Source organism: Leptotrichia hongkongensis (genome assembly GCF_041538065.1).
Classification (GTDB): Bacteria; Fusobacteriota; Fusobacteriia; order Fusobacteriales; family Leptotrichiaceae; genus Leptotrichia; species Leptotrichia hongkongensis.
Map to the genome: position 1 here is coordinate 1 of NZ_JBGORW010000014.1, position 23,579 is coordinate 23,579.

The 23,579-nt window shown below is 28.9% G+C and carries 27 protein-coding genes; 8 read left to right on the forward strand and 19 right to left on the reverse strand.

Annotated features, from left to right (window positions below):
• The first annotated feature begins 216 nt into the window (after positions 1 to 216).
• The 7 genes from ACEG17_RS09345 (at position 217) to nadR (ending at position 6,489) form a co-directional block, all read left to right on the forward strand.
• On the forward strand, positions 217 to 621 hold the full coding sequence (locus ACEG17_RS09345; protein WP_372583503.1) for an acetyl-CoA carboxylase biotin carboxyl carrier protein: 405 nt from the start codon (positions 217 to 219) through the stop codon (positions 619 to 621).
• A gap of 45 nt (positions 622 to 666) precedes the next feature.
• Positions 667 to 2,022 carry an acetyl-CoA carboxylase biotin carboxylase subunit gene (gene accC / locus ACEG17_RS09350; protein ID WP_299573137.1) on the forward strand — a complete coding sequence of 452 codons (1,356 nt, stop codon included), beginning with the start codon at positions 667 to 669 and terminating at the stop codon, positions 2,020 to 2,022.
• 106 nt (positions 2,023 to 2,128) lie between these two features.
• Complete coding sequence (locus ACEG17_RS09355) at positions 2,129 to 2,524, forward strand: Asp23/Gls24 family envelope stress response protein (protein WP_299573140.1); 396 nt, start codon at positions 2,129 to 2,131, stop codon at positions 2,522 to 2,524.
• Positions 2,525 to 2,678: 154 nt separating this feature from the next.
• Complete coding sequence (gene amaP / locus ACEG17_RS09360) at positions 2,679 to 3,338, forward strand: alkaline shock response membrane anchor protein AmaP (RefSeq protein WP_372583504.1); 660 nt, start codon at positions 2,679 to 2,681, stop codon at positions 3,336 to 3,338.
• Positions 3,338 to 3,754 carry a transcription antitermination factor NusB gene (nusB, locus tag ACEG17_RS09365; RefSeq protein ID WP_299575738.1) on the forward strand — a complete coding sequence of 139 codons (417 nt, stop codon included), beginning with the start codon at positions 3,338 to 3,340 and terminating at the stop codon, positions 3,752 to 3,754. Before amaP ends, nusB begins: the two co-directional genes overlap by 1 nt.
• 157 nt (positions 3,755 to 3,911) lie before the next feature.
• Positions 3,912 to 5,069 carry an MFS transporter gene (locus ACEG17_RS09370; RefSeq protein WP_372583505.1) on the forward strand — a complete coding sequence of 386 codons (1,158 nt, stop codon included), beginning with the start codon at positions 3,912 to 3,914 and terminating at the stop codon, positions 5,067 to 5,069.
• A 307-nt stretch (positions 5,070 to 5,376) separates the two neighbouring features.
• A complete protein-coding gene (nadR, locus tag ACEG17_RS09375; protein ID WP_372583506.1) occupies positions 5,377 to 6,489 on the forward strand; it encodes a multifunctional transcriptional regulator/nicotinamide-nucleotide adenylyltransferase/ribosylnicotinamide kinase NadR in 1,113 nt (370 codons plus the stop codon).
• A gap of 189 nt (positions 6,490 to 6,678) precedes the next feature.
• On the opposite strand, the gene ACEG17_RS09380 is transcribed toward nadR, so the two are convergent.
• The 13 genes from ACEG17_RS09380 to ACEG17_RS09440 form a co-directional block, all read right to left on the reverse strand.
• Complete coding sequence (locus ACEG17_RS09380; RefSeq protein WP_372583507.1) at positions 6,679 to 7,176, reverse strand: ferritin; 498 nt, start codon at positions 7,174 to 7,176, stop codon at positions 6,679 to 6,681.
• A 27-nt stretch (positions 7,177 to 7,203) separates the two neighbouring features.
• The gene (locus ACEG17_RS09385) at positions 7,204 to 7,620 is read right to left on the reverse strand and encodes a Fur family transcriptional regulator (RefSeq protein WP_299574671.1); all 417 of its coding nucleotides are present in this window, start codon (positions 7,618 to 7,620) and stop codon (positions 7,204 to 7,206) included.
• A 190-nt stretch (positions 7,621 to 7,810) separates the two neighbouring features.
• Positions 7,811 to 9,592, reverse strand: coding sequence for a sensor histidine kinase (locus ACEG17_RS09390; RefSeq protein ID WP_372583508.1), 1,782 nt, complete (start codon positions 9,590 to 9,592; stop codon positions 7,811 to 7,813).
• 1 nt (position 9,593) lies between these two features.
• Complete coding sequence (locus tag ACEG17_RS09395) at positions 9,594 to 11,192, reverse strand: subtype B tannase (RefSeq protein ID WP_372583509.1); 1,599 nt, start codon at positions 11,190 to 11,192, stop codon at positions 9,594 to 9,596.
• Positions 11,193 to 11,385: 193 nt separating this feature from the next.
• Positions 11,386 to 11,760 (reverse strand): 50S ribosomal protein L17, encoded by a 375-nt coding sequence (gene rplQ / locus ACEG17_RS09400; protein ID WP_026747746.1) that lies wholly within the window; start codon positions 11,758 to 11,760, stop codon positions 11,386 to 11,388.
• 52 nt (positions 11,761 to 11,812) lie between these two features.
• Entirely contained in the window at positions 11,813 to 12,787 is a 975-nt protein-coding gene (locus ACEG17_RS09405) for a DNA-directed RNA polymerase subunit alpha (protein WP_299571777.1), read from the reverse strand.
• A gap of 30 nt (positions 12,788 to 12,817) precedes the next feature.
• The gene (gene rpsD / locus ACEG17_RS09410; protein ID WP_006805848.1) at positions 12,818 to 13,405 is read right to left on the reverse strand and encodes a 30S ribosomal protein S4; all 588 of its coding nucleotides are present in this window, start codon (positions 13,403 to 13,405) and stop codon (positions 12,818 to 12,820) included.
• A 28-nt stretch (positions 13,406 to 13,433) separates the two neighbouring features.
• A complete protein-coding gene (gene rpsK, locus ACEG17_RS09415) occupies positions 13,434 to 13,823 on the reverse strand; it encodes a 30S ribosomal protein S11 (protein ID WP_026747748.1) in 390 nt (129 codons plus the stop codon).
• A 30-nt stretch (positions 13,824 to 13,853) separates the two neighbouring features.
• On the reverse strand, positions 13,854 to 14,219 hold the full coding sequence (gene rpsM, locus ACEG17_RS09420; RefSeq protein WP_021744138.1) for a 30S ribosomal protein S13: 366 nt from the start codon (positions 14,217 to 14,219) through the stop codon (positions 13,854 to 13,856).
• 210 nt (positions 14,220 to 14,429) lie between these two features.
• Positions 14,430 to 14,543, reverse strand: a complete 114-nt coding sequence (gene rpmJ / locus ACEG17_RS09425) for a 50S ribosomal protein L36 (protein WP_015770204.1) — start codon at positions 14,541 to 14,543, stop codon at positions 14,430 to 14,432.
• Positions 14,544 to 14,564: 21 nt separating this feature from the next.
• Positions 14,565 to 14,783: a translation initiation factor IF-1 gene (gene infA, locus ACEG17_RS09430; protein ID WP_006805851.1), complete on the reverse strand. Its 219-nt coding sequence runs from the start codon at positions 14,781 to 14,783 to the stop codon at positions 14,565 to 14,567.
• Positions 14,784 to 14,967: 184 nt separating this feature from the next.
• The gene (locus ACEG17_RS09435) at positions 14,968 to 15,594 is read right to left on the reverse strand and encodes a class I SAM-dependent methyltransferase (protein WP_372583510.1); all 627 of its coding nucleotides are present in this window, start codon (positions 15,592 to 15,594) and stop codon (positions 14,968 to 14,970) included.
• Between the two features lie 63 nt (positions 15,595 to 15,657).
• Positions 15,658 to 16,560, reverse strand: coding sequence for a hypothetical protein (locus tag ACEG17_RS09440; protein ID WP_372583511.1), 903 nt, complete (start codon positions 16,558 to 16,560; stop codon positions 15,658 to 15,660).
• A gap of 214 nt (positions 16,561 to 16,774) precedes the next feature.
• On the opposite strand from ACEG17_RS09440, the gene ACEG17_RS09445 reads away from it, so the two are divergent.
• Complete coding sequence (locus tag ACEG17_RS09445; RefSeq protein WP_372583512.1) at positions 16,775 to 16,999, forward strand: heavy-metal-associated domain-containing protein; 225 nt, start codon at positions 16,775 to 16,777, stop codon at positions 16,997 to 16,999.
• A gap of 442 nt (positions 17,000 to 17,441) precedes the next feature.
• Here ACEG17_RS09445 and ACEG17_RS09450 read toward each other — a convergent pair whose 3' ends face one another.
• The 6 genes from ACEG17_RS09450 to ACEG17_RS09475 all read right to left on the reverse strand — a co-directional run bounded on the left by ACEG17_RS09450 (position 17,442) and on the right by ACEG17_RS09475 (position 23,560).
• Positions 17,442 to 18,314, reverse strand: coding sequence for a tetratricopeptide repeat protein (locus ACEG17_RS09450; protein ID WP_372583513.1), 873 nt, complete (start codon positions 18,312 to 18,314; stop codon positions 17,442 to 17,444).
• A gap of 57 nt (positions 18,315 to 18,371) precedes the next feature.
• Positions 18,372 to 19,628, reverse strand: coding sequence for a glutamate-5-semialdehyde dehydrogenase (locus ACEG17_RS09455; RefSeq protein WP_372583514.1), 1,257 nt, complete (start codon positions 19,626 to 19,628; stop codon positions 18,372 to 18,374).
• A gap of 30 nt (positions 19,629 to 19,658) precedes the next feature.
• Positions 19,659 to 20,246, reverse strand: a complete 588-nt coding sequence (locus tag ACEG17_RS09460) for a hypothetical protein (protein WP_372583515.1) — start codon at positions 20,244 to 20,246, stop codon at positions 19,659 to 19,661.
• A gap of 391 nt (positions 20,247 to 20,637) precedes the next feature.
• Positions 20,638 to 21,780, reverse strand: a complete 1,143-nt coding sequence (proB, locus tag ACEG17_RS09465; RefSeq protein ID WP_372583516.1) for a glutamate 5-kinase — start codon at positions 21,778 to 21,780, stop codon at positions 20,638 to 20,640.
• Positions 21,781 to 21,869: 89 nt separating this feature from the next.
• On the reverse strand, positions 21,870 to 22,013 hold the full coding sequence (locus tag ACEG17_RS09470) for a hypothetical protein (protein WP_172618799.1): 144 nt from the start codon (positions 22,011 to 22,013) through the stop codon (positions 21,870 to 21,872).
• A gap of 104 nt (positions 22,014 to 22,117) precedes the next feature.
• Positions 22,118 to 23,560 (reverse strand): alpha-amylase, encoded by a 1,443-nt coding sequence (locus ACEG17_RS09475; RefSeq protein ID WP_372583517.1) that lies wholly within the window; start codon positions 23,558 to 23,560, stop codon positions 22,118 to 22,120.
• Positions 23,561 to 23,579 lie beyond the last annotated feature (19 nt).

Consider the following 23,579-nt stretch of genomic DNA (forward strand, 5'->3'; position numbering starts at 1 on the left):
CAAGGAAAATCAGTAGGTTAAAGATACATTAGGGAAGAAATATTTTTTTTAATATATTTTTGTAACAAATGTTTGACATCTATACATAATAAAAACAGAACTAAGAAAAGAAAAAATTGAAAAAATACTTATAATATGATAAAATTATATGTATAATTTTGTGATAAATTTGGCGATTAAAAGTTTGATTTATAAAATAAGATACAAGGAGGGAATATGGAACTTAAAGATATTCAGGAATTGATGAAAGTTCTAAAGAAAGAAGATATAGCAGAACTAAAAGTAAGATATGGAAAAGTAAAACTTACATTAACAAATTCTGAAACTACAAATATCGCAAATAATGTAGCACCTGTAACAGAAAAGGTTGAAAAAGAAACTCTTACAGCTGTATTACCAGCAGAAGAAATTATCAAATCGAGTAATGTTGGAAGAATAAAGCTAGTAAGTTCAAAACCTGGAACTTTAGTAAAAAAAGGACAAGTTCTTGCAAAAATAAATACAATAGGAATTGATAATGATGTAAAATCTAATGTAGATGGTATTCTAAAGGAAGTGCTAGTGGCAGACGGCTCACCAGTTGACTTCGCAAAAGAACTATTTAAAATTGAAATTAATTAAAATTATTTTTATGAAACAGAAATCTTTTAGGAGGATAGAATATTAATGTTTAAAAAAATATTAATAGCAAACAGAGGAGAAATTGCTGTTAGGATAATTAGAGCAGCAAGAGAGTTAGGAATTGCCACAGTTGCAGTTTATTCAGAAGCCGATAAAGATTCACTTCACGTAAAACTTGCTGACGAAGCTGTCTGTATCGGAACTGCCAGTAGTGCAGACTCGTATTTAAAAATACCGAATATTATTTCAGCAGCACAAATTACAGGAAGTGAAGCTATTCACCCAGGATATGGGTTTTTAGCAGAAAATCAAAGATTTGCTGAAATATGTGATAAAAACAACATCGTATTCATTGGTCCAAAACCTGAGCTAATTAGTATGATGGGAGACAAGGCAACAGCAAGGGAAACTGCTATCAAGCACAAAGTTCCAATAACAAAAGGGTCAGATGGAATTGTTCCAAATGTTGAAGAAGCCAAAAAAGTTGCACAATGGATAACTTATCCTGTTATGATAAAAGCAACTGCAGGAGGTGGCGGAAAAGGAATGAGAATCGCCCATGATGAAAAAGAACTTGTAGAAAATTTTATTGCTGCACAAAATGAGGCAAAAGCGGCTTTTGGAAATCCAGATGTTTATATTGAAAAATACGTTGAAGAGCCAAGACACGTTGAAATACAAGTTATTGGAGATAAGTTTGGAAATGTTGTCCATCTTGGAGAAAGAGACTGCTCTATCCAAAGAAGACACCAAAAATTAATAGAAGAATCTCCATCAGCAGGAATTGATGCAAAAACACGTGAAAAAATGGGTAAATTTGCTGCCAAATTAACAAAAGGAATTGGTTACGACAGTGTTGGAACATTGGAATTTCTTGTTGATAAAAACATGAATTTCTATTTTATGGAAATGAATACAAGAATTCAGGTGGAACATACAGTAAGTGAAGAAATCACTGGTGTAGATCTGATAAAAGAACAGATAAGAGTAGCCGCAGGAGAAAAATTAAGTTTTTCTCAAAAAGATATAAATATTAATGGACACGTAATAGAATGCAGAATTAACGCAGAAGATTCTGAAAATGGTTTCCTTCCATCTTCAGGAGTTCTAGAAACATATATTCCATCAGGTGGAATTGGAGTAAGAATCGATTCTCATTCTTATCAGAATTATGAAATCCCGCCTTACTACGATTCAATGATAGCGAAACTTATCGTAAAAGGAAAAAATAGGGAAGAAGCTATTGCAAGAATGAAACGTGCCTTAAAGGAATTTATTATAGAAGGTATTGACACAACTATACCATTTCACTTAAAAGTGCTTGATAATGAAGACTTTAAAAAAGGAACAATCTATACAAACTTTATTGAGACACATTTTAAGGATGCACTTGGTAAATAATTAATAAAAAAACAAACAATAATTTTTGAAATCAATAAAAATCATATTATTAATTAAATAATCTGATTACTATTTGATAAAAAATAAAAAATAGGAGGAATTAGAAATGAACGAATTAGGAAATGTAAATATATCTCAGGAAGTAGTAGCGACTATTGCAGAATCAGTAGTAGCAGAAATTGAAGGAGTACACAGCCTTGTTGGTGGAACTTCTAAAAATGAAATTGTTAAATTTTTCCAAAATGTATCTTCAGGTGGAAAAGGAATTGAAGTAGAAGTTGGAGAAACTGAATGTACATTAGATTTATACATCGTTGCAAAAATGGGATTCAAGTTACCTGCATTAGCTGGAGAAATCCAAACTAAAGTAGTAAAAGCAATTACTGAAATGACAGGATTAAAAGTTCAGGAAGTAAACGTATATATTCAAAAAATTATAAAAGAAGACAAAAAAGAGAATATTCAAGCTCCTGTAACAGAAACTGCAGAAATTGAAGAATAAAAATCATAATAGACTCAAGTATTATTAAATTTAAATATAAATTTTTATTAATAATATTTGAGCATACTCACTCAATTAGGAAAGGAGAAACTGACAAATACACTTCATCTAACTCGCAAAGTTAAAATGCAGTGTATTTTGTCGGTATATATTAATGATTGCAATATTAGGATTTTTAGCAAGACTATCTGTAATACTTGGATTTGTTGGTATTGTATTTTCAAGTATATCAGATATTCTGTTTAGGACTGATTATTTAGGACAACTAGATAGTTTTATAGATTTAAGTAGTTTAAATTTTAAAATCTTAGTTGGACTATTATCAATAATTTATTTAGTAGTATTTTTACTTTCTTATATTAATAAACTTACAAAATATTCTCAAAATAGAAAAGTTAAAAATAAAAATGGAGAAATAGAAGTTTCCATAAAAACAATAAATGAAACATCAAAAGACTTCTTAAATGGACAGGAAATCATTAAAAATTCAAAAGTAAAATCATATCCAAAAGGAAAATCTGTTGTTATTGAAGCTACTGTAGATACTTATAATGTCGATAACTTAAATGAAAAACTTGCAGAAATTCAAAATAAATTATCTGAATATGTTTTTCATTCAACTGGAATTACTGTGAAAAAAAGTAAAGTAAAATTGAAAAAAGTTTTAGGAGAAACAATTGTTGAAAAAAAAATTATTGACTCTCCAACTAATCAAAAAGAAAATATAAAAAAAAATAACAATAACATTATCTCAAAATTAGAAAATCAAACTAATACAGAAAATAAAACTTCTCCATCTGGAAAGGAAAATTAATGACACGAAGAAAAATTAGAGAAGAGATATTTAAACTTCTTTTTGAATATGAACTAATTAACAATGATATCGAAAAGAGAATAAATGATGTAATTACTGAAGAAAACTTAAAAAAAGATGAGGAAATTGATTTTTTAAGAAGTTATGTTACTGACATAATTGCAAACGAAGATATTTTAATTGGAAGGATAAAAGATGTGTTAGAAGGTTGGACTTATGAACGTCTTGGAACAATCGAAAAGGTCTTGCTAAAAATATCTTTTTATGAAATCACTATAAAAAAAATTGGATATGAAATTGCAATTAACGAAGTTTTAGAAATTTCCAAAAAGTATTCCTACAACGATACAAAAGATTTTTTAAATGGAATTTTAGCAAAATTAGTAAGAGATCAAAAAGCACTTGAATCTGTTTAATAAAATAAAAGTATGTTACGATTTGAATAAATAATTTTGTAAAACGAGGTTGTAAAAATTGTTTTTCTATTTTTTGCAACCTTTTTTTATGATAATATGAGTTTTTTTTGTTGAATAACAGAATAAAATGAAAAAATAAAAAATTGAGAGGAGAAAAATGAAAAAATTTAATTTTAATTATGTGATATTAATTTTTTTAGTAGCATTTAATTTAAGGCTTGGAATATCAAGTGTTCCACCAATTCAGACGATAATTCAGGAATCATTGAGATTATCAAATTTTCAAGTGAGTCTTTTGGTGGGAATTCCTGTAGTTTGTATGGGAATATTTGCTTTTTTAGTAAGCAAAGTACAAGCAAAATTTGGTAGACAAAAAAGTATTTTATGGTTATTAATATTGTTGGGAATTAGTACGATTGGAAGATTATTTGTAACAGGATATGTATTTTTGCTAATTACAACATTTTGTATAGGATTTGCAATTGCAATAATTGGACCGTTGTTGTCAGGATTTATAAAAGAGGAATTTTCAGAGTATTCGAGCATTTTAGTTGGAGTTTATTCATTTGCGATGGGAGTTGGTTCTTTAATCGTTTCGAGTTTTACAAAAGCTATAACAATTTCGGTGAATTGGAAATTAGGATTGGGAATTTGGGGAATTTTGACAATAATTGCTGCTGCGATTTGGCAAATATTTTCTCCAAAAGAAGAACATTCAATTATCGAAGAGGAAAATCAGGAAAAAATTGTTTTAAATGATTTTAATATTTGGAAAATGATAATTTTCTTTTCTGTTCAATCAGGCATTTTTTATGGAATATCGACTTGGCTAGTTCCATTTTTAGAGAATAAAAATATTGATAAAAGTCAAGTAATTATGCTATTGACTATATTTGTTGCAGCTCAAATGTTTTTTGGATTTGCGATACCTTTAGTTATGCATAAGATTGGAAGTATTAGAAAATGGACGATTATAAGTTCACTTTGTTTAGTGATTGGGTGTATCATTCCACTTGTAATACCTGTAAATATTTTATCAACAATTGTTTTCATAATGTTAATGTCGATTGGATTGGGAGGATCTTTCCCAATTGCGATGATTTTACCACTAAAATATGCAAAAACTGCAAACGAAGCGAGTGTAGTAACCAGTGTTGTCCAAGCTTTTGGATATATAATTGGTGGAATTATACCAGTATTCTTTGGATATATTGTAGATAGCACAAAAAATTTCAACAATTTATTTGTTCAAATGGCAGTTGGAAGCATAATTTTGTTAATGATTGGAATGAGTAAATTTACTCACAAAAAATAAAAGTGAATTTATTTTAGGGAAGATTAATAATTAATTAATACGATAAATATAATTGAAAACTAGAAAAAAGTAATGTATACTAGAAATTAAATAATTTTGTTTAAATTTGAAAACTGAAATAAATGGAAGTGAAGAAATGATAAAAAAAATAATGATAATAGATGTTTTAGCTTTGGCTATCAATGGGGTGTAGTGAAAAGGAGAAAACAGTCTATAAACAGATTGAGCTAGATACGAAAGATGCTTTGGAAGAATATGCCAGTCTTAATGAAAAAATTAAATTATCAAATTAGGGAGGAAAAAATTAATGAAAAAAATAGGAATAATTATTGGGAAATTTTTCCCACTTCACATCGGACATGTAAACTTTATTCAAAGGGCCAGTGGAATTGTAGACAGATTATATGTTATTATCTCATATTCTGATGATGCAGATGATCTTCTTACTTCTAACTCCCGTTTTGTGAAGGAAATCACACCAAAGGACAGATTACGTTTTGTAAAACAGACATTTAAAAATCAGCCAAATATTTCATCATTTTTATTGGATGAAAATAACTTTTCTCAGCAAGGTGATAACTGGGAAGAATGGGCTATAACCTTAAAAAATGAAATTGAAAAAAGAGAAAAAATGGAAAATGAAAACGAAATAGACTGGAAAAATGATGTGATATTCATTAGCAATCGTGATGAAGACAAAGAATATAACTTAAAACATTTTGGCTCAGAGACCAGATCCATAGACAAAAATTATATTGAATACAATGTCAATTCCAAGCAAATACGTGAAAATCCTAGTAAATATTGGAACTACTTGCCACGTGAAGTAAGAGAGCATCTAATACCCATTATTACAATCTGTGGAGGAGAAAGTAGTGGAAAAAGTGTAATGATAGATAAACTTGCAAATGTTTTTAATACAACTTCCGCTTGGGAATATGGACGTGAATATGTTTTTGAAAAATTGGGTGGAGACGAAGAATCATTACAGTATTCTGACTACGAAAAAATCGTTTTTGGACATCAGTCAAATGTCTTATATGCTGCAAGAAATGCTAATAAATTTGCATTGATTGATACAGATTACATTGCAACACTGGCCTTTTGCCTAACTTATGAAAAACGGGACAATCCAATAGTTCGTGAATTTGTACAAAATTACAGATTTGACTTGACGATTTTACTTGAAAATAATGTTACTTGGGTAAATGATGGCCTTCGTTCAATTGGCGACAATGACAGACGTGAAAAATTCCAAAATTTATTAAAGAAATTATATAAAGAATACAATATTCAATATATTACAGTAAAATCAAATAGCTACGAAAAAAGATACTTGGCTTGTAAACATATTATAAAGGCATATTTAGATGGTGCTGATAATTCACAGCTTCAAGAAATAGCAGATTCTTTTATATAAAAAAATAACCTATTACTAAAATCTATTTTAATACTTAGTAAATAGGTTTTTTATTTCTCAAATTTTTATTTTAAGGTTTTTTAAAAAAAACAGCTAAATACTTTTATTGTGCCCTCCTTAGATCGTGCATACTTAGCCATTTTTGAAAAACCACTTTATATTATATAATTACAAAATTATATATTTTATTTAGTCTCTTTTTCCCATTTCCTTATCTAATAAATATAACGTAGCGTTATTATTATCAACATCAAGTGAAATAATCTTATCAAGGAATTTTTGAGCTTGTTCTTCTTCTTCTTCCTGCTCTTCAGCAAATTCATTCAAGAATACTTCAGCACCATAATCTCCTAGTTCTCTTGCAAGTTTGTGAATATTCTCAATAGAGGCTGTTACAGCTTCTTCATGTGCAAGAGCAGCTTCAAATACTTCTCTTACTGATGTAAAGTCCATTTTAGGTTTATCTAATCCCAAAAATTCAATTTTTCCGTTTCTTTTTAATACATACTCATAAAACTTTTTTGAATGTTCGATTTCCTCTTTTGCTTGATTTCCCATCCAGCTTGCAAAACCTTCTAATGATCTTTCATCAAAGTATGCAGCCATAGCTTGATATTGGTAAGCCGCTGCTAATTCCATGTTTATTTGATTATTTAGTAAAACTTCTAATTCTTTGTTTAATTTCATTTTCTCTCCAATCTATATTTTAAATTTTTAATTATGTTTTTCTAAACATTTTTCACAAGTACCTTTTATGTAAAAATGTATTTCATCAATTTCTACATTTCCCAATTTTGATAAATCAAATTTTGATAAATTTACATCAAAATCAACAATCTCTCCACAAGACTTACATTTGAAATGTCCATGATTATCCGTGACTACATCATATCTTACTTCATTTTCTTCAATAATAATTTCTTGAATGATATTATTACTGACAAATATATTTAATGTATTGTATACTGTAGTTTTTGATAAAGTAGGCATTTCAGGAGATAGATTTTGAAAAATATCGTCAACTGTTGGATGCGTATGATGATCCAATAGATATTGGAATATTTTCATTCTTTGTACTGAAGGTTTTATTCCATTTTTCTTTAAATAGTCACCAACGTTTTCTATATGCATACTTCCCTCCTAATATTGTTTGTTATTTATATTTTAAATTTCAATTGAATAATAAAAATAGATATATCGCTTGAGTAAGACAACTAACTTTTATATTTACTTACTTCTTTGTATCCATTACAATTTTATATCTTTTTCTAAATTTTGTCAATAGATTTATTTATTTTTAGTATCAAAGTTTATTTTTTCACTAGATTTCTGTTATTTTAAAATTTTCATTTATAGGAATTAAAAAAGTAAAGACTGTTTTTATATATGGCTCACTTTCTACCATAATTTCAATATTATGTCGTATTGCAATTTCTTTTGCAATTGCAAGTCCTAGCCCCATTCCATTTTTATTTTCCTCAGTATTTGATTTATGATAACGGTTAAAAATTTCTCCAATATTTTTAGAATCAATTCCTCTTCCACTGTCATATATTTTAAGCTCATATTTATTATTCTCTTTTTTTAGCAAAATATCAACTTCCTGATTTTCATTAGAAAATTTTATTGCATTATCCAATACAATTATTATCATTTGCCGAATCCGCTGATAATCCCCAACAAAAAGATACCTGTCTTCTTCAATTGTATTTTCTACAGAAAAATTTATTTTCACACCTTTTTTAGTTGAAATCTGCTTCATGCTTCTCACAGCATCATTTATAATTTCAAATAAATTTATTGTGCTTTTATCAATAGAAAAATCTGTGTTTTGAAGTTTCGTCAAGTCTATTAAGTCATTAACCAGTCTTTGTAAATGAATACTATCTGATAAAATTTGTTCATTATAATCTTTTAGCTGTTCAGAATCCTTTATAATTCCATCACAAATAGCTTCTATTGAACCACGAATCACTGTAATCGGAGTTCGCAGTTCGTGAGAAATATTTGCAATAAAATTTTGTCTCATTTTTTCAAAACGTTCACTTTCTTTGGAACTTTTATATAATTGAAGTGCTAGTTTATCAATACTTTTTGCAAGATCTCCAATTTCGTCATTCTGATTTACCTGTGTTGTTACTTCATAATTTCCCTTTGCCAATTCTGTTGTTGTATTACGAATCTTATTAAGTGGCTTCGTAAAGCTGATAGAAAGCCAAACAGCACTGATACCCGCAAGAATTAGTGCAGCTAAAATACTAAAAACAAGTGTATAGATACCACTTTTTAATGCTGAAGACATATACTTTACTGGAGAATGAAGCAACACGACTCCTTCAATTGTTTCACCATTTTTTATTGGAACTGCTACTGTAATTGAATTTTCGTTTAAGTAATCATTAAAATTTTCTGTTGTAGTTGCTTCTCCAGAAATAGCTTTTTTAATAGTTGCTTCTGCATTCGGCGGTAATTTCAGATATGAAAACGGTTGTCCCTTTTCGTTTCTTCCCTGTACAATGTTTCCAGTTTTTGCATCCACTATCCAGACTTCTCCCATCGCAATATCCTCAATCATCCGCATACTTCTAAATATTTTAACATTATTGTCCTTCTCATCCACGATTCTATGTCTATGAAAATGTTTTTCATCCGATAATTTTTCAGAGCTTTCTTTTTTATCTGTCTCATTTTTTTCTATTTTCTTTTCAATTTCATCTTTTCTTATATCTTCAATAATATTATTTTCAATTGTTTTTCCATTTATATTTCCTACAATTTTAGGAACTTCCCTATTTGGCTTTAAAAATTTATTTTTATTTCTTTCTGGAGTATCATTTTTTCTTTCTACATCCAAATTTTTATCTACATTTTTTTCATCTCTATTCTCAAACCACATTTTAGACAAAGTTTCTGAAATCTTATAAGCTCTTTCAACCAAATCTTTCTTATGTAAACTAACAGTATTTTGAATATAAATATATCCAAAAATACTCCCAATTACAATAGAAAACAACAAAAGAGACAATCCAAAATATGAAAGTAGCTTTATAAATATTTTGTTTTTAAATTTTATCTCCTTAAATTTTTTATTTCCTATTTTCACACTACCTTCCTTCTGCTACAACCTTATCCATCCAGATAAACAACTCATCTAAATCATAATCTCCAGAATGTGGAGTTGCCCAAGGTGATGCGAAATCAACCTTTTTCCCAAGATTTTCAAGTTTTATAGCAAGTATCGCAGGTATTGCAAGTGAGGTATCCTTATCAATTGCACCGTGTCTTATTCTCCAGTATTTTACTTTCGAATTTGCAATATAGTCCATTGGATTCATCATTTTTATTATTTTTTTATCAGCCATAGTTCCATTCACTGTCGAGTGTTCCAGCGTATATTCCGTAAAATGCTTATTGTTCGTAGTTTCATCTCCAAATTCATTATTTTCTCCTGTTGACAAATCTACATTGTCAAATGCCCCAGGCGTTTTTTGTCTGCCCATATAAGCCACATATTTATCATAATCCAAATCTACAACTTTCCCATTTTTTATTGTTAAAAATTCAAATTCCGATAAATCAATCCCTTTCTTCAAAGCAGTATTTGCAGAATCAATATAATATTGCTTAATCTGATCCTTAAAACTTCCATTCCCATTTTCATCCAATGTTAAAAATTTTCCATTTTTACCTTTTAATTTTAAGCTATTTAAATAGGCAGGAAACATCTTTTTCAAATCATTTGAACGTGAAATTTCATCATCAGTCAACGTACCCTCAGTATATTTTCTTTCCACATTGTAATCTAACATTGAAATCTCTATCTTTTTATACGTTTTTACATCGTTAAACATCCATTCATAAGCTGTATTCGCATTATCCAAGTTAGTTATTGGACAATAAGCTGACACGGCGTAAATATCATCTCTTGCATTTAATGCACCAATTTCCTTTAAATATGGCTCATAATCCCTACTATTCCCCGTTGCACCAAGCAAAGCTGAAACTGCTCCTCCAGCACTTGTCCCATTGGAAATAATTCTATCCGCTCTTCCTGGCATTCTAGTATCATTATATCGTAAATATCTAACAGCCGCCTTCAAATCTACAATTACAGCAGGTGCCTTTCCAGTATACTTCCCATCTTTTTCCAAAGTTCTACCTCTAGCTCCAGGACTTGCCACGATATATCCATTTGATAATGCGACTAGTGAAGCATCCGGCTTTCCGTCTCTTCCATTTCCAGGCATTCCAGCTGCTCCAGGCATATATCCTCCAACAGTATTTGGAAAAAATATTGGTGCACTTTTCGCATTATATTTTCCAACTGACTTATTTTTAAAATATTCTTCTGGAATATAGATATTTATAGTTTGATAAGCAATATCAACTGGTTTTGCAACATAAACTATATTTTCATAAGCACGATAAGTAACTGTTTTACCATTAACAGTAGCTGTCTTGGTCGTATAATTCTTATTTACATCAAAATTTAAATTATAACCATTTTCTGTTTTATTTGTTATCATATCTTCGGTTATTACTTTTTTATTCATAGGTGCTCCCATTTGTGGCTTTTTATCTTCATTCTTATTCACTTCAATATTTTTATGATTTTTACTAGAATCTACTAATCCTTTTTTATTATCAGTAGCCATTGAAAAAGCTGAAACTAATAAACTTAATATAATTAATTTTTTTTTCATAAATTATCCTTCTATTTTTTTATATTTTATCTTTAAAAAAAAATCTTATAATATTTCGTATTAGAGTAATAAAATTATTGTAAATCCTATTTAACAATGAATTTGATACCCTTTCTATAAAATCTTTTTAATAAAAATTACTATAAAAAAAGGACATAAGTATAAAACCTATGCCTTTTAACTATTATAATTATTATACTAATTCAATAATTGCCAATTCAGCTGAATCTCCACGTCTAACAGCAGTTTTAATAATTCTTGTATAACCACCATTTCTTTCAGCATATTTAGGTGCAATTTCATTAAAGATTTTTGCAACTGCTCCTTCATTTCTTAAGAATGCAAAAGCTTGTCTTCTTAAATGTACTCTTCTTGCTGCATCAGTTGAATTATTATATTTTTTCCCTAAAGTAATTGCTTTTTCAGCAAATTTTCTTAATTCTTTAGCACGAGTTACTGTTGTTTCAATTTGCTCATGTTCTACTAAAGAAATTGTCATATTTTTAAGCATAGCTAATCTATGGTCAGTTCTTCTACCTAGTTTTCTATATGATTTATTATGATTCATTTTCCCTCCTCGTTTAAGATTTTATTCTAAATTCTAGTTTAATTTTATATGATTATTCATCATTACTTGTATTATCGTCTAAATCATAACCAAGTTCTTTCATTTTATCGATAATTTCATTTAACGATTTTTTTCCTAAATTTTTAATTTTCAATAATTCGTTATATGTCATTGAAGTTAAGTCTGAAATTGTATTTACTCCTGCTTTTTTCAAGCAATTATAAGAACGTACTGTAAAGTCAAGTTCTTCAATTTTCATATCTTCAATATTATTTTCATTTTCAGCATCAGCTTCTGCCAATTCATCCTCACTATCTCTGTATTTACTCATACTGTTTCCAATATTTGTAAATGGTTCCAAATGCCAAGTTAATAATTCTACTGCATATGATAAAGCATCTTTAATTTCGATACTTCCATCTGTAGCAATTTCCAAAATTAACTTGTCATAATTTGTAACACGTCCAACCATAGTGTCTTCAACACTATAATTTACTCTCTTGATAGGTGTATAAATCGCATCAACTGCCAAATATCCTATTGGCCATCCATCAGTATTAATTTCATCAGAAACTACAAATCCTTCTCCAGAATCAACAAGAAATTCTATGTCAATCTGTTTATCAGTTGTAACAGTCATAATAACCTGCTCAGGATTTATAATTCTTAGCCCAGGTTCTACATGAATATCTGCCGCTGTAATTACAGCTGGTCCTTTTACTGAAAGTGTCATTTTCTTTTCACCTGGCTCATCAGCTTCAACTACTATTTCTTTCACATTTAAAATAATATCTGTAACTGCTTCTTTTACACCTTCTATTGTAGAAAATTCATTCAACACACCTTCAATTTTAATTCCTTTTATTGCAGTTCCTGGAATTGATGATAACAATATTCTTCTAAGTGCATTTCCAATAGTATTTCCATACCCTCTATACAGAGGTTCTAGTGTGTACTTTGCTGTATAATTATCTTCTTTTTCTTCAGTTAATTTTACATTTTTAGCTATTTTTTCAATATTTAACAAGCTAATTCATCTCCTCCGATTAAAATATTATTATCTAGAGTAGAACTCGATAATCATCGCTTCGTCAACTTCAAAGTCAACTGCGTCTCTTCCTGGATTTTCTAACACTTTAGCTGTTAAAGCTCCTTCTTCAAGTGATAACCATCCTGGAACTGTTTTTTGCCCAACAGACTCTTTAATTAAAGCTAATTCTTTAGAATCTTCTTTAACTGTAATTACATCACCTTGTTTTACTCTGTATGATGCAATGTTTACTCTTTTTCCATTAATTAAAATATGTCCATGACTTACGATTTGTCTTGCTTGTCTTCTTGTAGCACCAAATCCTAATCTATAGATTACGTTATCTAATCTTCTTTCAAGATATTGAAGTAAAAGTTCCCCTGTTACTCCTTCTTTTCTTGTTGCTTCTTCATATAATTTATAGAATTGTTTTTCCATTACTCCATAAACGAATTTTACTTTTTGTTTTTCTCTTTGTTGTGTTCCATATTCAGTTAATTTTCTATTTGCATTTGGTCTAATATTTCTATTTGATTTTTTGTTTACCCCTAAAACAATAGGATCTAAACCAAGATTTCTACATCTTTTTAACACAGGCTGTCTATCTCTTGCCATTTATCTTTTTCCTCCTTAGTTTATAAAATTACGGTCTTCTCTTTTTAGGTGGTCTTGCACCATTATGAGGTACTGGAGTTATATCAACTATTCTTGTTACTTCTAATCCAGTAGCCTGTATTGATCTAATAGAAGCTTCTCTTCCAGATCCAGGTCCTTTTATTTTGATTTCAATTTGTTTCATACCATTTTCAATTGCAACTTGAGCTGCTTGTTCAGCTGCGATTTGTGCTGCGAACGGAGTCCCTTTTTTAGTTCCTTTAAATCCAGAAGTTCCTCCTGATTTCCAAATTACTACTTTTCCTTCTGAATCTGTTATAGTAACAACAGTATTATTGAAAGTAGAATGTATATATGCTATTCCATTAGGAATATTTTTTAATTTTTTCTTTTTTGAAGTTGCTGGTTTTTTTGCCACTTACGGTTTCCTCCTTTAACTTAATAGTTATTATTTTTTCTTAGCAATTGCCATTCTAACTGGCCCTTTTCTAGTTCTTGCATTTGTTTTTGTTTTTTGTCCTCTTACAGGTAATCCATTTCTATGTCTTAATCCTCTGTAACTCTTGATATCAAGCAGACGTTTGATGTTAAGTCTAATTTCTTTTCTTAACTCTCCTTCAATTTTGTACTCTTCCACAGCAGCTCTTAATTTTGCTACTTGTTCTTCTGTCAAATCTTTTACTTTAGTATCTCTGTCGATACCAGTTGCTCCTAAAATTTTGTTTGAAGTGCTTCTACCAATTCCAAAAATATAAGTTAAAGAAACTTCTACTCTTTTATTTCTTGGAATATCTACTCCTGCTATTCTAGCCAAATTTTTTCCTCCTCGTTTTGATATTTTTAATCTTCTTCAATATGCCCTCACATATACAATATAAGGAATAAGCTCTACAGCTAAACATACCTTTACAATCTTTATTTAAATATCCATAGTATTTTTGTTTTTTTATCTACAATATATTTTAATAAAAATGTTTTTAGGTTTATTAATCTGTTATTTTTTAAAATAAAAAATATTTTAAAACTATCCTTGTATTTGTTTATGTTTAGGGTTTTCACATATTACTCTTACTTTTCCGTGACGTTTAACAATTTTACATTTGTCACAAATAGGTTTTACTGAAGCTTTTACTTTCACTAAAAACCCTCCTTCCAACTGTTATTTTTTTCTATATACAATTCTACCTCTTGACAAGTCATACGGAGAAACTTCCACCGTAACCTTATCTCCTGGCAAAATTTTTATATAGTTCATTCTCATTTTTCCTGAGATATGTCCTAAAACTTCGTGTCCATTTTCAAGCCTTACTTGAAACATCGCATTTGGTAATGCTTCGATTATTTCACCTTCCAGCTCAAGAACATCCTGTTTTGCCATAAATAATCACCTCGGATCCTTTCTATTATAACAAAAAAATAACTAAATGTCCAGTTTTTTTAACATTTAATTTTTATAAAAATTAAAAAAACAATATACATTTGATTATTTACCTTATCATAATACAGTATTTATCGTATTTTGTCAATTATTTTTTATTTTACAGTTATTTTTATGGATTTTTCTAATTTTTTACACTCCTAAAAATTCTATATCCAGCATTAATTTCCAGAGTTTCACAATTTCCAAAAATTTCTTCCAATTTTTTCTGTGTACTTTTTGCTCCATGTTTTGTCTGAATCACACAATAAAACTGACCATCTTGATTTAAATGCTCAAAACTTTGTTCATAAATTTGAAAAATTGTCTGCTTTCCAGCTCGAATTGGCGGATTAGATAAAATCACATCAAACTTTTCAGAAACATCATCAAATGCAAACGATTTTCTTACTTCAAAATTATCACTTTCCTCTTTTATAACTCCATTTTTCAAAAGATTTTCCCTTGTAAGCTCCAAAGCCCGCTCATTCACATCTGATGAAACAGTTCTAACATTTTCAAAAAAAGACTTTATAACAACTGATACAACTCCGTATCCGCAGCCAATATCCAGTATATCAAACTTTTGATTTTTTTTGTTCATATTTTCTCTTAAAAACACTTTCAGCATGACATCCGTTCCAAAATCTACCTTCGTCTTTGAAAATACCCCATTATCTGTTACAAACTCAAATTTTTTATTTTCTATTTCATATTTTATTATTTTTCTATCCGACTTTACTTCCTGCTTTTCTGAAAAATAATGGCTCATTATCAATTTCCTCCTAACTTTTCTATTTTTTATTCTAATGTTTATTTTATCACTGAATTTCAATTATTCATAATACTCCCCTGCTGTATTATTAAAATCACTTTTACCTTTCAACACTTTTACTATATCCAAAAATAAATCTGTAAACGATGAATCAGTATACTGTACATTTTCTCTTATATATCTTATTTTTGTAACGCCATTTTTAATTTCATATACTCTTATTGGCTTATAATAAGCATATCTATCAGTTATATAAATTCTTGTTGTCTTTTTTTCATCTCCAACCAACTTCAAATAATTTTTAACTTGTTTAACCAGACTGTTTAATCCTTCGCCGTTAACTGAATATCTTACTGAAATATCAATCACCTGATCAATTTCACCAGAAAATTCCTTTACATCAAAATCATCATCATACTGTCTCGGTTTTTTAAATTCTGTAATACTTACCGAATCTATCATAGGTAACTTTTTTATTATTTTTTCCATCTCTTGCTTATCTTTTATCTTGGAAAAATATGAACTATATACAATATTACGCGGTTCCCAGTAATAAATTGTCATAAAATTGACAAACTTTACAGATTGAAAAAATATTAATATCATAAAAAAGATAGATTTCCACTTTCTTCTTTTTATTTCTTGAAAAATTAGTATTGCCATCTGCACGGCTAACAATAAAATCAAATAAGCGATAACAGCTATATTAAATCTTTTATTCAAATCCCTATAACTCGAATATTTTATAAAAAACATTATAAAACCAACAACAAAACTTGTTATGTACTTATTGCCTTCCATTTTTATGCCATCTACGCAAATTAGAAAAAATATTCCTGTAATAATTACCAGCAGATATATTCCTGTAAGTTTTCCTGATTCCCCATTATTCAGCAACATAAAGAGTTTTCCCATTAATAGCAAATATCCCAAATACCAGTATGAAATACTTATTTTATTCATTATGAAATTCTCCCATTTTCTTCATTTTTACTATTATAACATATTTTTTACAGTTACATATCCATTTTTTATCTTACAAATATTTTTTCAAAATCATTGCATATACAAAATTTCTTGCATTCTTATAAATTTTTTTATATAATAAACTTAACACAAAACTATTAATTTAAAATTTTGTGTATAAATAAAAATAAAATTTTATGGAGGTTTTGAAATGATAAAAAAGCTTGTTGAAATAGAAGGGATGCACTGCGAAAACTGTGCTAAAAAAGTAGAAAATGTTTTATACGGACTGCCAGAAGTAGAAAGTGTAGAAGTAAACCTTTCTGATAAAAATGCAAAAGTTACTTTAAATGAAGAAGTTGATGATTTGTTAATAGCAGATGTAATTAATAGTGCTGGGCATTATAAAGTGAAGGATGTTACAGAAATTTCTTAATCTTTTTTATTAACTATTTATTTACAATAAATTAAAAAAATTATTTTAAATTGAGTTGATTTTTTTATTATAACATGTTATAATATTTTGTAAAGTAATAAAAATACGCATAACTATACGCAAATCAAAAGAGAGCTGACCCCCAAAGTAAGCTCTCTTTTTTAGTTATTTCCAAAATTCTTGTATTAAAATTATTACTATTTGTAATAAAATTATAACTAAGATTTTTATTAATAACGTACGCATAACTATAACACCTCCTTTCTCAAGGATTGATAAAATTATAACATTTTTTATTATATTTGTATATTCATTTTTTATTTTTTTAATGAAACCGAAATTTTTTTACAAAAAAAGATGATATTGAATAATTTCACTATTCTTTATCATCTTTTAAATTTTTTAACTAATAATTTATAATATTAAAAATTCTAATTTTCATCTATTTCCCTTCATTTTTACCTTTTAAATTATCATTTGCCTCCATTAAAAGTCCAAGAAATTCAATAGATTTTAATTTATCAAAATTTTCTTTGTACAATTTAGAATTTTTAGTTTCATACAATTCTTGATTTTTATAATACAAAAGTCCTAGTAATTCACCTACAACAGAAGAGTTATCCTGTTTCATATTAATATAGGAATTTTGGAAAAATTCTATTGCCTCTGCTAATTTTTCCTGTTTTACATAGTTATTAATTATTATTTTTTGAGCATCTATTATGAAATTTTTTTTCATATCTTGAGTTATATACCAGTAATCAATTTTTTTTATATTATTATATTTTTCAATTGCTTTTTTCAGATATTCTGTACTTTCAGAATATTTTTTATTATATAACAATTTCAAAGCCCATTGATAGTATCCTTCTGGGTATTCAGGAAATAATGACATTATTTGTTTTACAGTTTCATCAGATTTTTTAGTATCACCTAAATATCCATAAGCAATTGCAAGATTATTATATGGTCTTGGATTCTTTGGATTTAATTTTATTGCTTTTTGATAGTATTCAATTGCTTTTTTTGCATCTTTGTTAAAAGCTCTTTCGTAGGTTCCAATATAAAACATGGCAAGATAATTTTTGTTATCTAGCTGAACAGCTTCTTCAAATGGTTTTTTTGATTTAGAAAAATCTATTCCTTGCATTTTTATTCCCTCAAAAGTTTTTTCAATTGATTTATCGTTTATTTTCAATTCTTTCAGTTCCTGTCGTGTAACTCTCATAATTTCTTCCTGATCTTCAGCTAAAATTACAAAACTTAATACAAGAAAACTTAATAAAATTAAAATCTTTAAATATTTATTATTCACACTATTCTCCTTCTAAATATTTTATCTTTTCTAAACCAAAAATAATATTCAAAAAATTCATTCCCTTATCTGCCCTTCTCCCCTAATCACATATTTCGTCGTAGTCAGCTCTCTTATTCCCATAGGCCCACGAGCGTGCAGTTTTTGCGTGGAAATTCCGATTTCTCCACCAAAGCCGAATTCTCCCCCGTCAGAAAATCTTGTTGAAGCGTTTAAGTAAACGTTGGCTGAATCTACTTCGTTTAGGAATTTTTCAGCATTTTCTATAGATTTTGTCAAGATTGAGTCGGAATGGTGCGTTCCATGATTATTTATATATTCAATTGCTTCATCTATGTTTTTAACTAATTTTAGTGACATTATTAAATCTAAATATTCAGCCCCAAAATCTTCTTCTGTTGCCAATTTTACATCTTTTCTGTTTCCAATAATTTCTAATGCTTCTTTGCTGTACCTTAGCTCTACACCATCTTTTAAAAGCATTTCTGTTAATTCTGGCAAGATTGCTTTTGCAATGTTCTCGTGGATAAGTGTTGTTTCGATGGCATTACATACGCTTGGACGTTGTACTTTGGCATTTTCGATAATTGGTAATGCCTGCTTTATGTCAGCTGTTTCATCTACAAATATATGACAGATTCCTGCACCTGTTTCTATCATTGGAATTGTTGCGTTTTCTATGATAAATCTTTTTAACCCTTTTCCTCCTCTTGGGATAATTACGTCAATATACTTGTCTGCACGAATTAAGTCCATCACAAGTTCCCTTTCTGGCTTTTCTACAAGCTGAACTGTATTTTTGGGCAATCCATGAGCATCTGCAACTCTATTTAATAAATTATTCAAATAAATATTTGAATTCAGGGCATCTTCCGACCCACGTAAAATTATCGCATTTGAAGATTTTATTGCAAGTCCTGCCGCATCTACTGTAACATTTGGACGAGATTCGTAAATCATTCCGATTACTCCAAGTGGAACTCTTTTTTTTACAATATTCATTCCATTTTTATGATTCCATCCTGTAATGACTTCTCCAATTGGATCTGGAAACATAGCCATTTCACGTAAACTTTGAGCCATTCCTTCTATTCTGCTGTCTGTGAGCTCCATTCTATCAAGTAAGGAAAATGCCATTCCATTTTTCTTACCATTTTCCATATCTATTTTGTTTGCAGCCTTTATTTCCTCTTTTTTATTTATCAATTCATCTGCAATTGCAAACAATACATCGTTTTTAGTTTTTGTTCCAATTTTCAAAAGTTCCCTTGAAGCGGCTTTTGCTTTTTTTCCAAGTTCTTCTATATAATTCATATCTCCCTCATTTCTTAATTTATCTAATTTCTAAAAAAGATTTCCAGCTTTTCTATTCCCATCCTTCATCTTTTTTATTTTTCTCGTTCTAAATATAGCTATCATAAACATAACCATAGAAATAGTTAAAAAAATCCAGTAAATTATTAAATATCGCCTAGCCCAGTCAATATTAAAAATATTTGTCATAACTTCCATTAAAATATCAAAAAATTTTTTATCTAGATATTGCCTTTTAAAAATTGATGCTAAGTTTAACACTTCTGACAAATATATTGCCAAATATGAAAAAATATATATAATAACTACACTAAAAATAGTTATTTCTAATTCATCATACAGATTCTTAAACTTATTTTTTTTTACTTTTCTTATTTTTTCTTCTTCATTCGAGTCAGTAATTTCTTTAACTTTTTCTTTTCTTTTTTTACCAAAAAAATTTCCAAATATAACTCCAATTTCTATAATTCCCACACCTAAAAACATCACTACAATATGTCTTATATTATTTTGAGCCGCAAAAAAATAAAGTACAGTTGCAATTATAAAGCCTAAAAATCCACCAAGAAATGTGTATAATTTATTTTCATTTTTATTAAAAATATTTTCGCTCTTCACTTACTTCCTCCTTTCCATTTTTTTATTCATTCGCTCCGAAAATATTAATGATTGCTTCTCATAAATTCGTATTATGAATTAGTGTTTTGTCAGATAAATCCAATATTTTATTCCCATATTTATCTGTTATATTTATTCTTTCAGCTATTGTGCTTATATTGTAGTCATTCAAGTTATAAACTTCGCTATCCAGAGCCAAGGCTTCTAAGGTTAAATAGCCAAAAATTTGCCATTGTAAGTATTTTAAGATAAAATTTGATTCCTACTATTTTTTTGGTTGTTCGTAATTCATAAATCGTTCCTATTTCTCTTTTATTAAATTTTTTGGACGCTTGTGTACTAAACTTTTAAATAAAATTTCTCTCAATCAACAAAATTGAATTTATTATTTTTATTTTTTCATAACTACATTATCAATGTGAATAACAGCATCATCATATTTATAACCCAGTATTTCTTCTATATTTTCACTTTTTACGCCTTTTATAAGGTTAATTTCCTCTGATGAATAATTTGAAATTCCTGTTGCAACAACTTTACCTTCCAAATCTTCTATTTCAATGACTGCCCCTTTATCAAAATTTCCTTCAATAGACTTTATTCCCACAGGCAATAGGCTATTTCCATTTTTTAATGCTGCTTTTGCACCATTATCGATTGTTAATGCACCTTCCTTATTAGGCCCATATGCAAGCCAGTATTTTCGTAAGCTGATTTTTTTATTTTTTTTCACAAAAAGTGTTCCTATATTTTCTTTTTCAACGATTCTAGTTATATTATGAGGATCATCGCCACTAGCAATTACAAGACTTGTCCCAATTTTGGTTACCATTTCTGCAGCAATAATTTTTGTTATCATTCCACCAGTTCCAAATTTTGAGCCTTCTGCTCCTGCCATCTGCTTTATATCTTCATTAATATCCCCAACCATATTAATCAGATTAGCATCATCATATTTTCGTGGATTTTTATTATAAAGTCCGTCAATATCGGATAAAATAATTAATAAATCAGCATCAATTAATCCAGAAACAAGCGCTGACATTGTATCATTATCTCCAACCTTAATTTTCAAAGCATTAGATACAATTGCATCATTTTCATTTATAATCGGAATAATTTTTCTTTTTAGAAAAGCATTACAGACATTTCTCATGTTCAAATATCTTTTTCTGTTCGAAAATTCCTCTTTTGTCAATAAAAGCTGTCCAATTATTTTGTTATGTTCTTTAAATAATGTCTGATAAATTTGCATAAGTGAAACTTGTCCAACTGCTGACAGCATCTGTTTTTCCGCCAAAGTTTTAGGCTTTTCACTTATATTAAGCAGCCCCATTCCAGCTCCAACTGCACCAGAAGTTACAAGTATTACATCATACCCTTTATCCTGTAAATTACTCAGTTCCAGCACAATTCTCTTTATTTTTTCAATATCTAGATGCCCATTTTCAGTTGTAAGTGTAGAAGTTCCAACTTTTACAACTATCCTCTGTATATTTTCCAAGATTTTTTCTCTTGTGTTACTATTTTTCATATTTTTACTATTCTCCTGTTTAACATTTTTATGTGTTTTGAATTTTTAACATAAGGGCATAAAATTCTATGCCCTTAAAGATTACTTAACTATTTTTTCAATTTATTACAAAGATTGGTATTTAAACAAGTGTATCCTCCAGCAACAGCTCCTGCTCCTAATGCTACAGCGGTACAAGAACTCAAGCTCATAACCAATGCAATTACTACTCCTATGATTTTAATTTTTCTCATTTTTTTTACCTCCAATTTTGGTTTTTCTTAAAATAACCTAGAAAGGTTCATATTATTTTAACATTTATTTCTTTACAACCATAGATAATTTCAATATTTTTATCTTAACTTTTACGTATCCATACAGAAATTTTTTCAGGTTCAACTTTAAAATCGACATTTCCTTCCTCATCTATTGTAATGTCTTCATATCCACTACCTGTAACTTCGTGCCAAACTTCTCCTGCCCGTTCTTTTCCAAACTCAATCTGTATTTCTTCTTCCTCTTCAGAATTTGAAAGTACGGCTACACATCCAGTCCATTCATCTCTTCCCGTTCTTTGAATTGCAATTACATTTGGATTATCCAGATAATTTATTTGTTCTCCATAAGCATAAATTCTTCGTATTTCCAGAAGTTTATCAATTATCCATTGATGTGGACTTTTTTTTCTTCCTATTCCATAATAATCGCCATAAAATAGACAAGGATAACCATCTTTTGATAATAATATTATAGCATATGAATGAGGAATAAACCAGTCTTCCACTTGTGATTCTAAAGCACTTCCTTTTTGAGAATCGTGATTATCCACAAATGTTACCGCTGCCATCGGATTTGTTGCAACTATTGTATGTTCAAAAATTTCTCTTAAATCATAATCCTTTTTCTTTTTAGAAGCATCATACATATTAAAGTGAAGCCCAACATCAAATAAATCAGTTTTATAACCAACATTATCCAAATATTCCTTCAATTTTTCCAAGTCATTTCGCCAGTATTCACCAACAGAATAAAATTTTTCTCCGTAAGCTGCTCTTACTTGTGTCAAAAATTCAGCTATAAACTCATCTTTTATGTGTTTTACTGCATCCATCCTGAATCCATCAATTTTTAATTCATTTACAACCCATTTTCCCCAACGGATTACTTCCTCACGCACTTCAGGATGTGAAAAATCAATATCGGCATTCATCAGATAATCATAATTTCCAAGTTCAGAGTCAACTCCTTCATCCCAGTCCTTATTTTCCCCAACAATTTTATAAATTGCAGTTTTACCAGTTTTATTATCAAAATCTACTCCATCGAAAAGATTATAATTCCACTTGAATGCAGAGTATTTATCATTTCTTCCAGGAAAAGTAAATTTTGTCCATCCTTCTATTTCAAAAGGATCCGATATTTCTACAGTCCTGTCTTCTGGATCAACTTCAATTGCCAAAAATTTTTCTGTTTCGTCAGCTCCCCCCTTATGATTCAAAACAGCATCCAAATACACATTTATATTGTATTTATGAAGTTCTTCTATCGCTTCAATCAGTTCCTGCTTTGTCCCATATTTCGTTCTGACAGTTCCTTTCTGGTCAAATTCTCCTAAATCCCATAAATCATAAGCACCATAGCCAACATCATCTTGAGAAATCCCTTTATATGCAGGTGGAATCCACACTCCACTTATTCCGATTTCACTCAGATGTTTGGCATCTTCCTTTAATCTTTGCCAATGTTTTCCATCATTTGGTAATTTCCACTCAAAATACTGTATCATTACTCCATTTTCCATTAAAACATCCTCCTTTTAC

Excerpts from the sequence above, each read along its gene's own strand:
- ACEG17_RS09470 (WP_172618799.1), bottom strand. The coding sequence starts at position 22,013 with ATGAGAAAAATTAAAATCATAGGAGTAGTAATTGCATTGGTTATGAGC.
- nadR (WP_372583506.1), top strand. The coding sequence starts at position 5,377 with ATGAAAAAAATAGGAATAATTATTGGGAAATTTTTCCCACTTCACATC.
- ACEG17_RS09475 (WP_372583517.1), bottom strand. The coding sequence starts at position 23,560 with ATGGAAAATGGAGTAATGATACAGTATTTTGAGTGGAAATTACCAAAT.
- ACEG17_RS09445 (WP_372583512.1), top strand. The coding sequence starts at position 16,775 with ATGATAAAAAAGCTTGTTGAAATAGAAGGGATGCACTGCGAAAACTGT.
- ACEG17_RS09380 (WP_372583507.1), bottom strand. The coding sequence starts at position 7,176 with ATGAAATTAAACAAAGAATTAGAAGTTTTACTAAATAATCAAATAAAC.
- amaP (WP_372583504.1), top strand. The coding sequence starts at position 2,679 with ATGATTGCAATATTAGGATTTTTAGCAAGACTATCTGTAATACTTGGA.
- rpsD (WP_006805848.1), bottom strand. The coding sequence starts at position 13,405 with ATGGCAAGAGATAGACAGCCTGTGTTAAAAAGATGTAGAAATCTTGGT.
- ACEG17_RS09385 (WP_299574671.1), bottom strand. The coding sequence starts at position 7,620 with ATGCATATAGAAAACGTTGGTGACTATTTAAAGAAAAATGGAATAAAA.
- rplQ (WP_026747746.1), bottom strand. The coding sequence starts at position 11,760 with ATGAATCATAATAAATCATATAGAAAACTAGGTAGAAGAACTGACCAT.
- ACEG17_RS09455 (WP_372583514.1), bottom strand. The coding sequence starts at position 19,628 with ATGAATTATATAGAAGAACTTGGAAAAAAAGCAAAAGCCGCTTCAAGG.
- ACEG17_RS09370 (WP_372583505.1), top strand. The coding sequence starts at position 3,912 with ATGAAAAAATTTAATTTTAATTATGTGATATTAATTTTTTTAGTAGCA.
- accC (WP_299573137.1), top strand. The coding sequence starts at position 667 with ATGTTTAAAAAAATATTAATAGCAAACAGAGGAGAAATTGCTGTTAGG.
- infA (WP_006805851.1), bottom strand. The coding sequence starts at position 14,783 with ATGGCAAAACAGGATGTTCTTGAGCTGGAAGGTGAAATAATCGAAGCA.
- ACEG17_RS09440 (WP_372583511.1), bottom strand. The coding sequence starts at position 16,560 with ATGAATAAAATAAGTATTTCATACTGGTATTTGGGATATTTGCTATTA.
- ACEG17_RS09435 (WP_372583510.1), bottom strand. The coding sequence starts at position 15,594 with ATGAGCCATTATTTTTCAGAAAAGCAGGAAGTAAAGTCGGATAGAAAA.
- ACEG17_RS09395 (WP_372583509.1), bottom strand. The coding sequence starts at position 11,192 with ATGAAAAAAAAATTAATTATATTAAGTTTATTAGTTTCAGCTTTTTCA.
- ACEG17_RS09345 (WP_372583503.1), top strand. The coding sequence starts at position 217 with ATGGAACTTAAAGATATTCAGGAATTGATGAAAGTTCTAAAGAAAGAA.
- ACEG17_RS09355 (WP_299573140.1), top strand. The coding sequence starts at position 2,129 with ATGAACGAATTAGGAAATGTAAATATATCTCAGGAAGTAGTAGCGACT.
- nusB (WP_299575738.1), top strand. The coding sequence starts at position 3,338 with ATGACACGAAGAAAAATTAGAGAAGAGATATTTAAACTTCTTTTTGAA.
- proB (WP_372583516.1), bottom strand. The coding sequence starts at position 21,780 with ATGAAAAATAGTAACACAAGAGAAAAAATCTTGGAAAATATACAGAGG.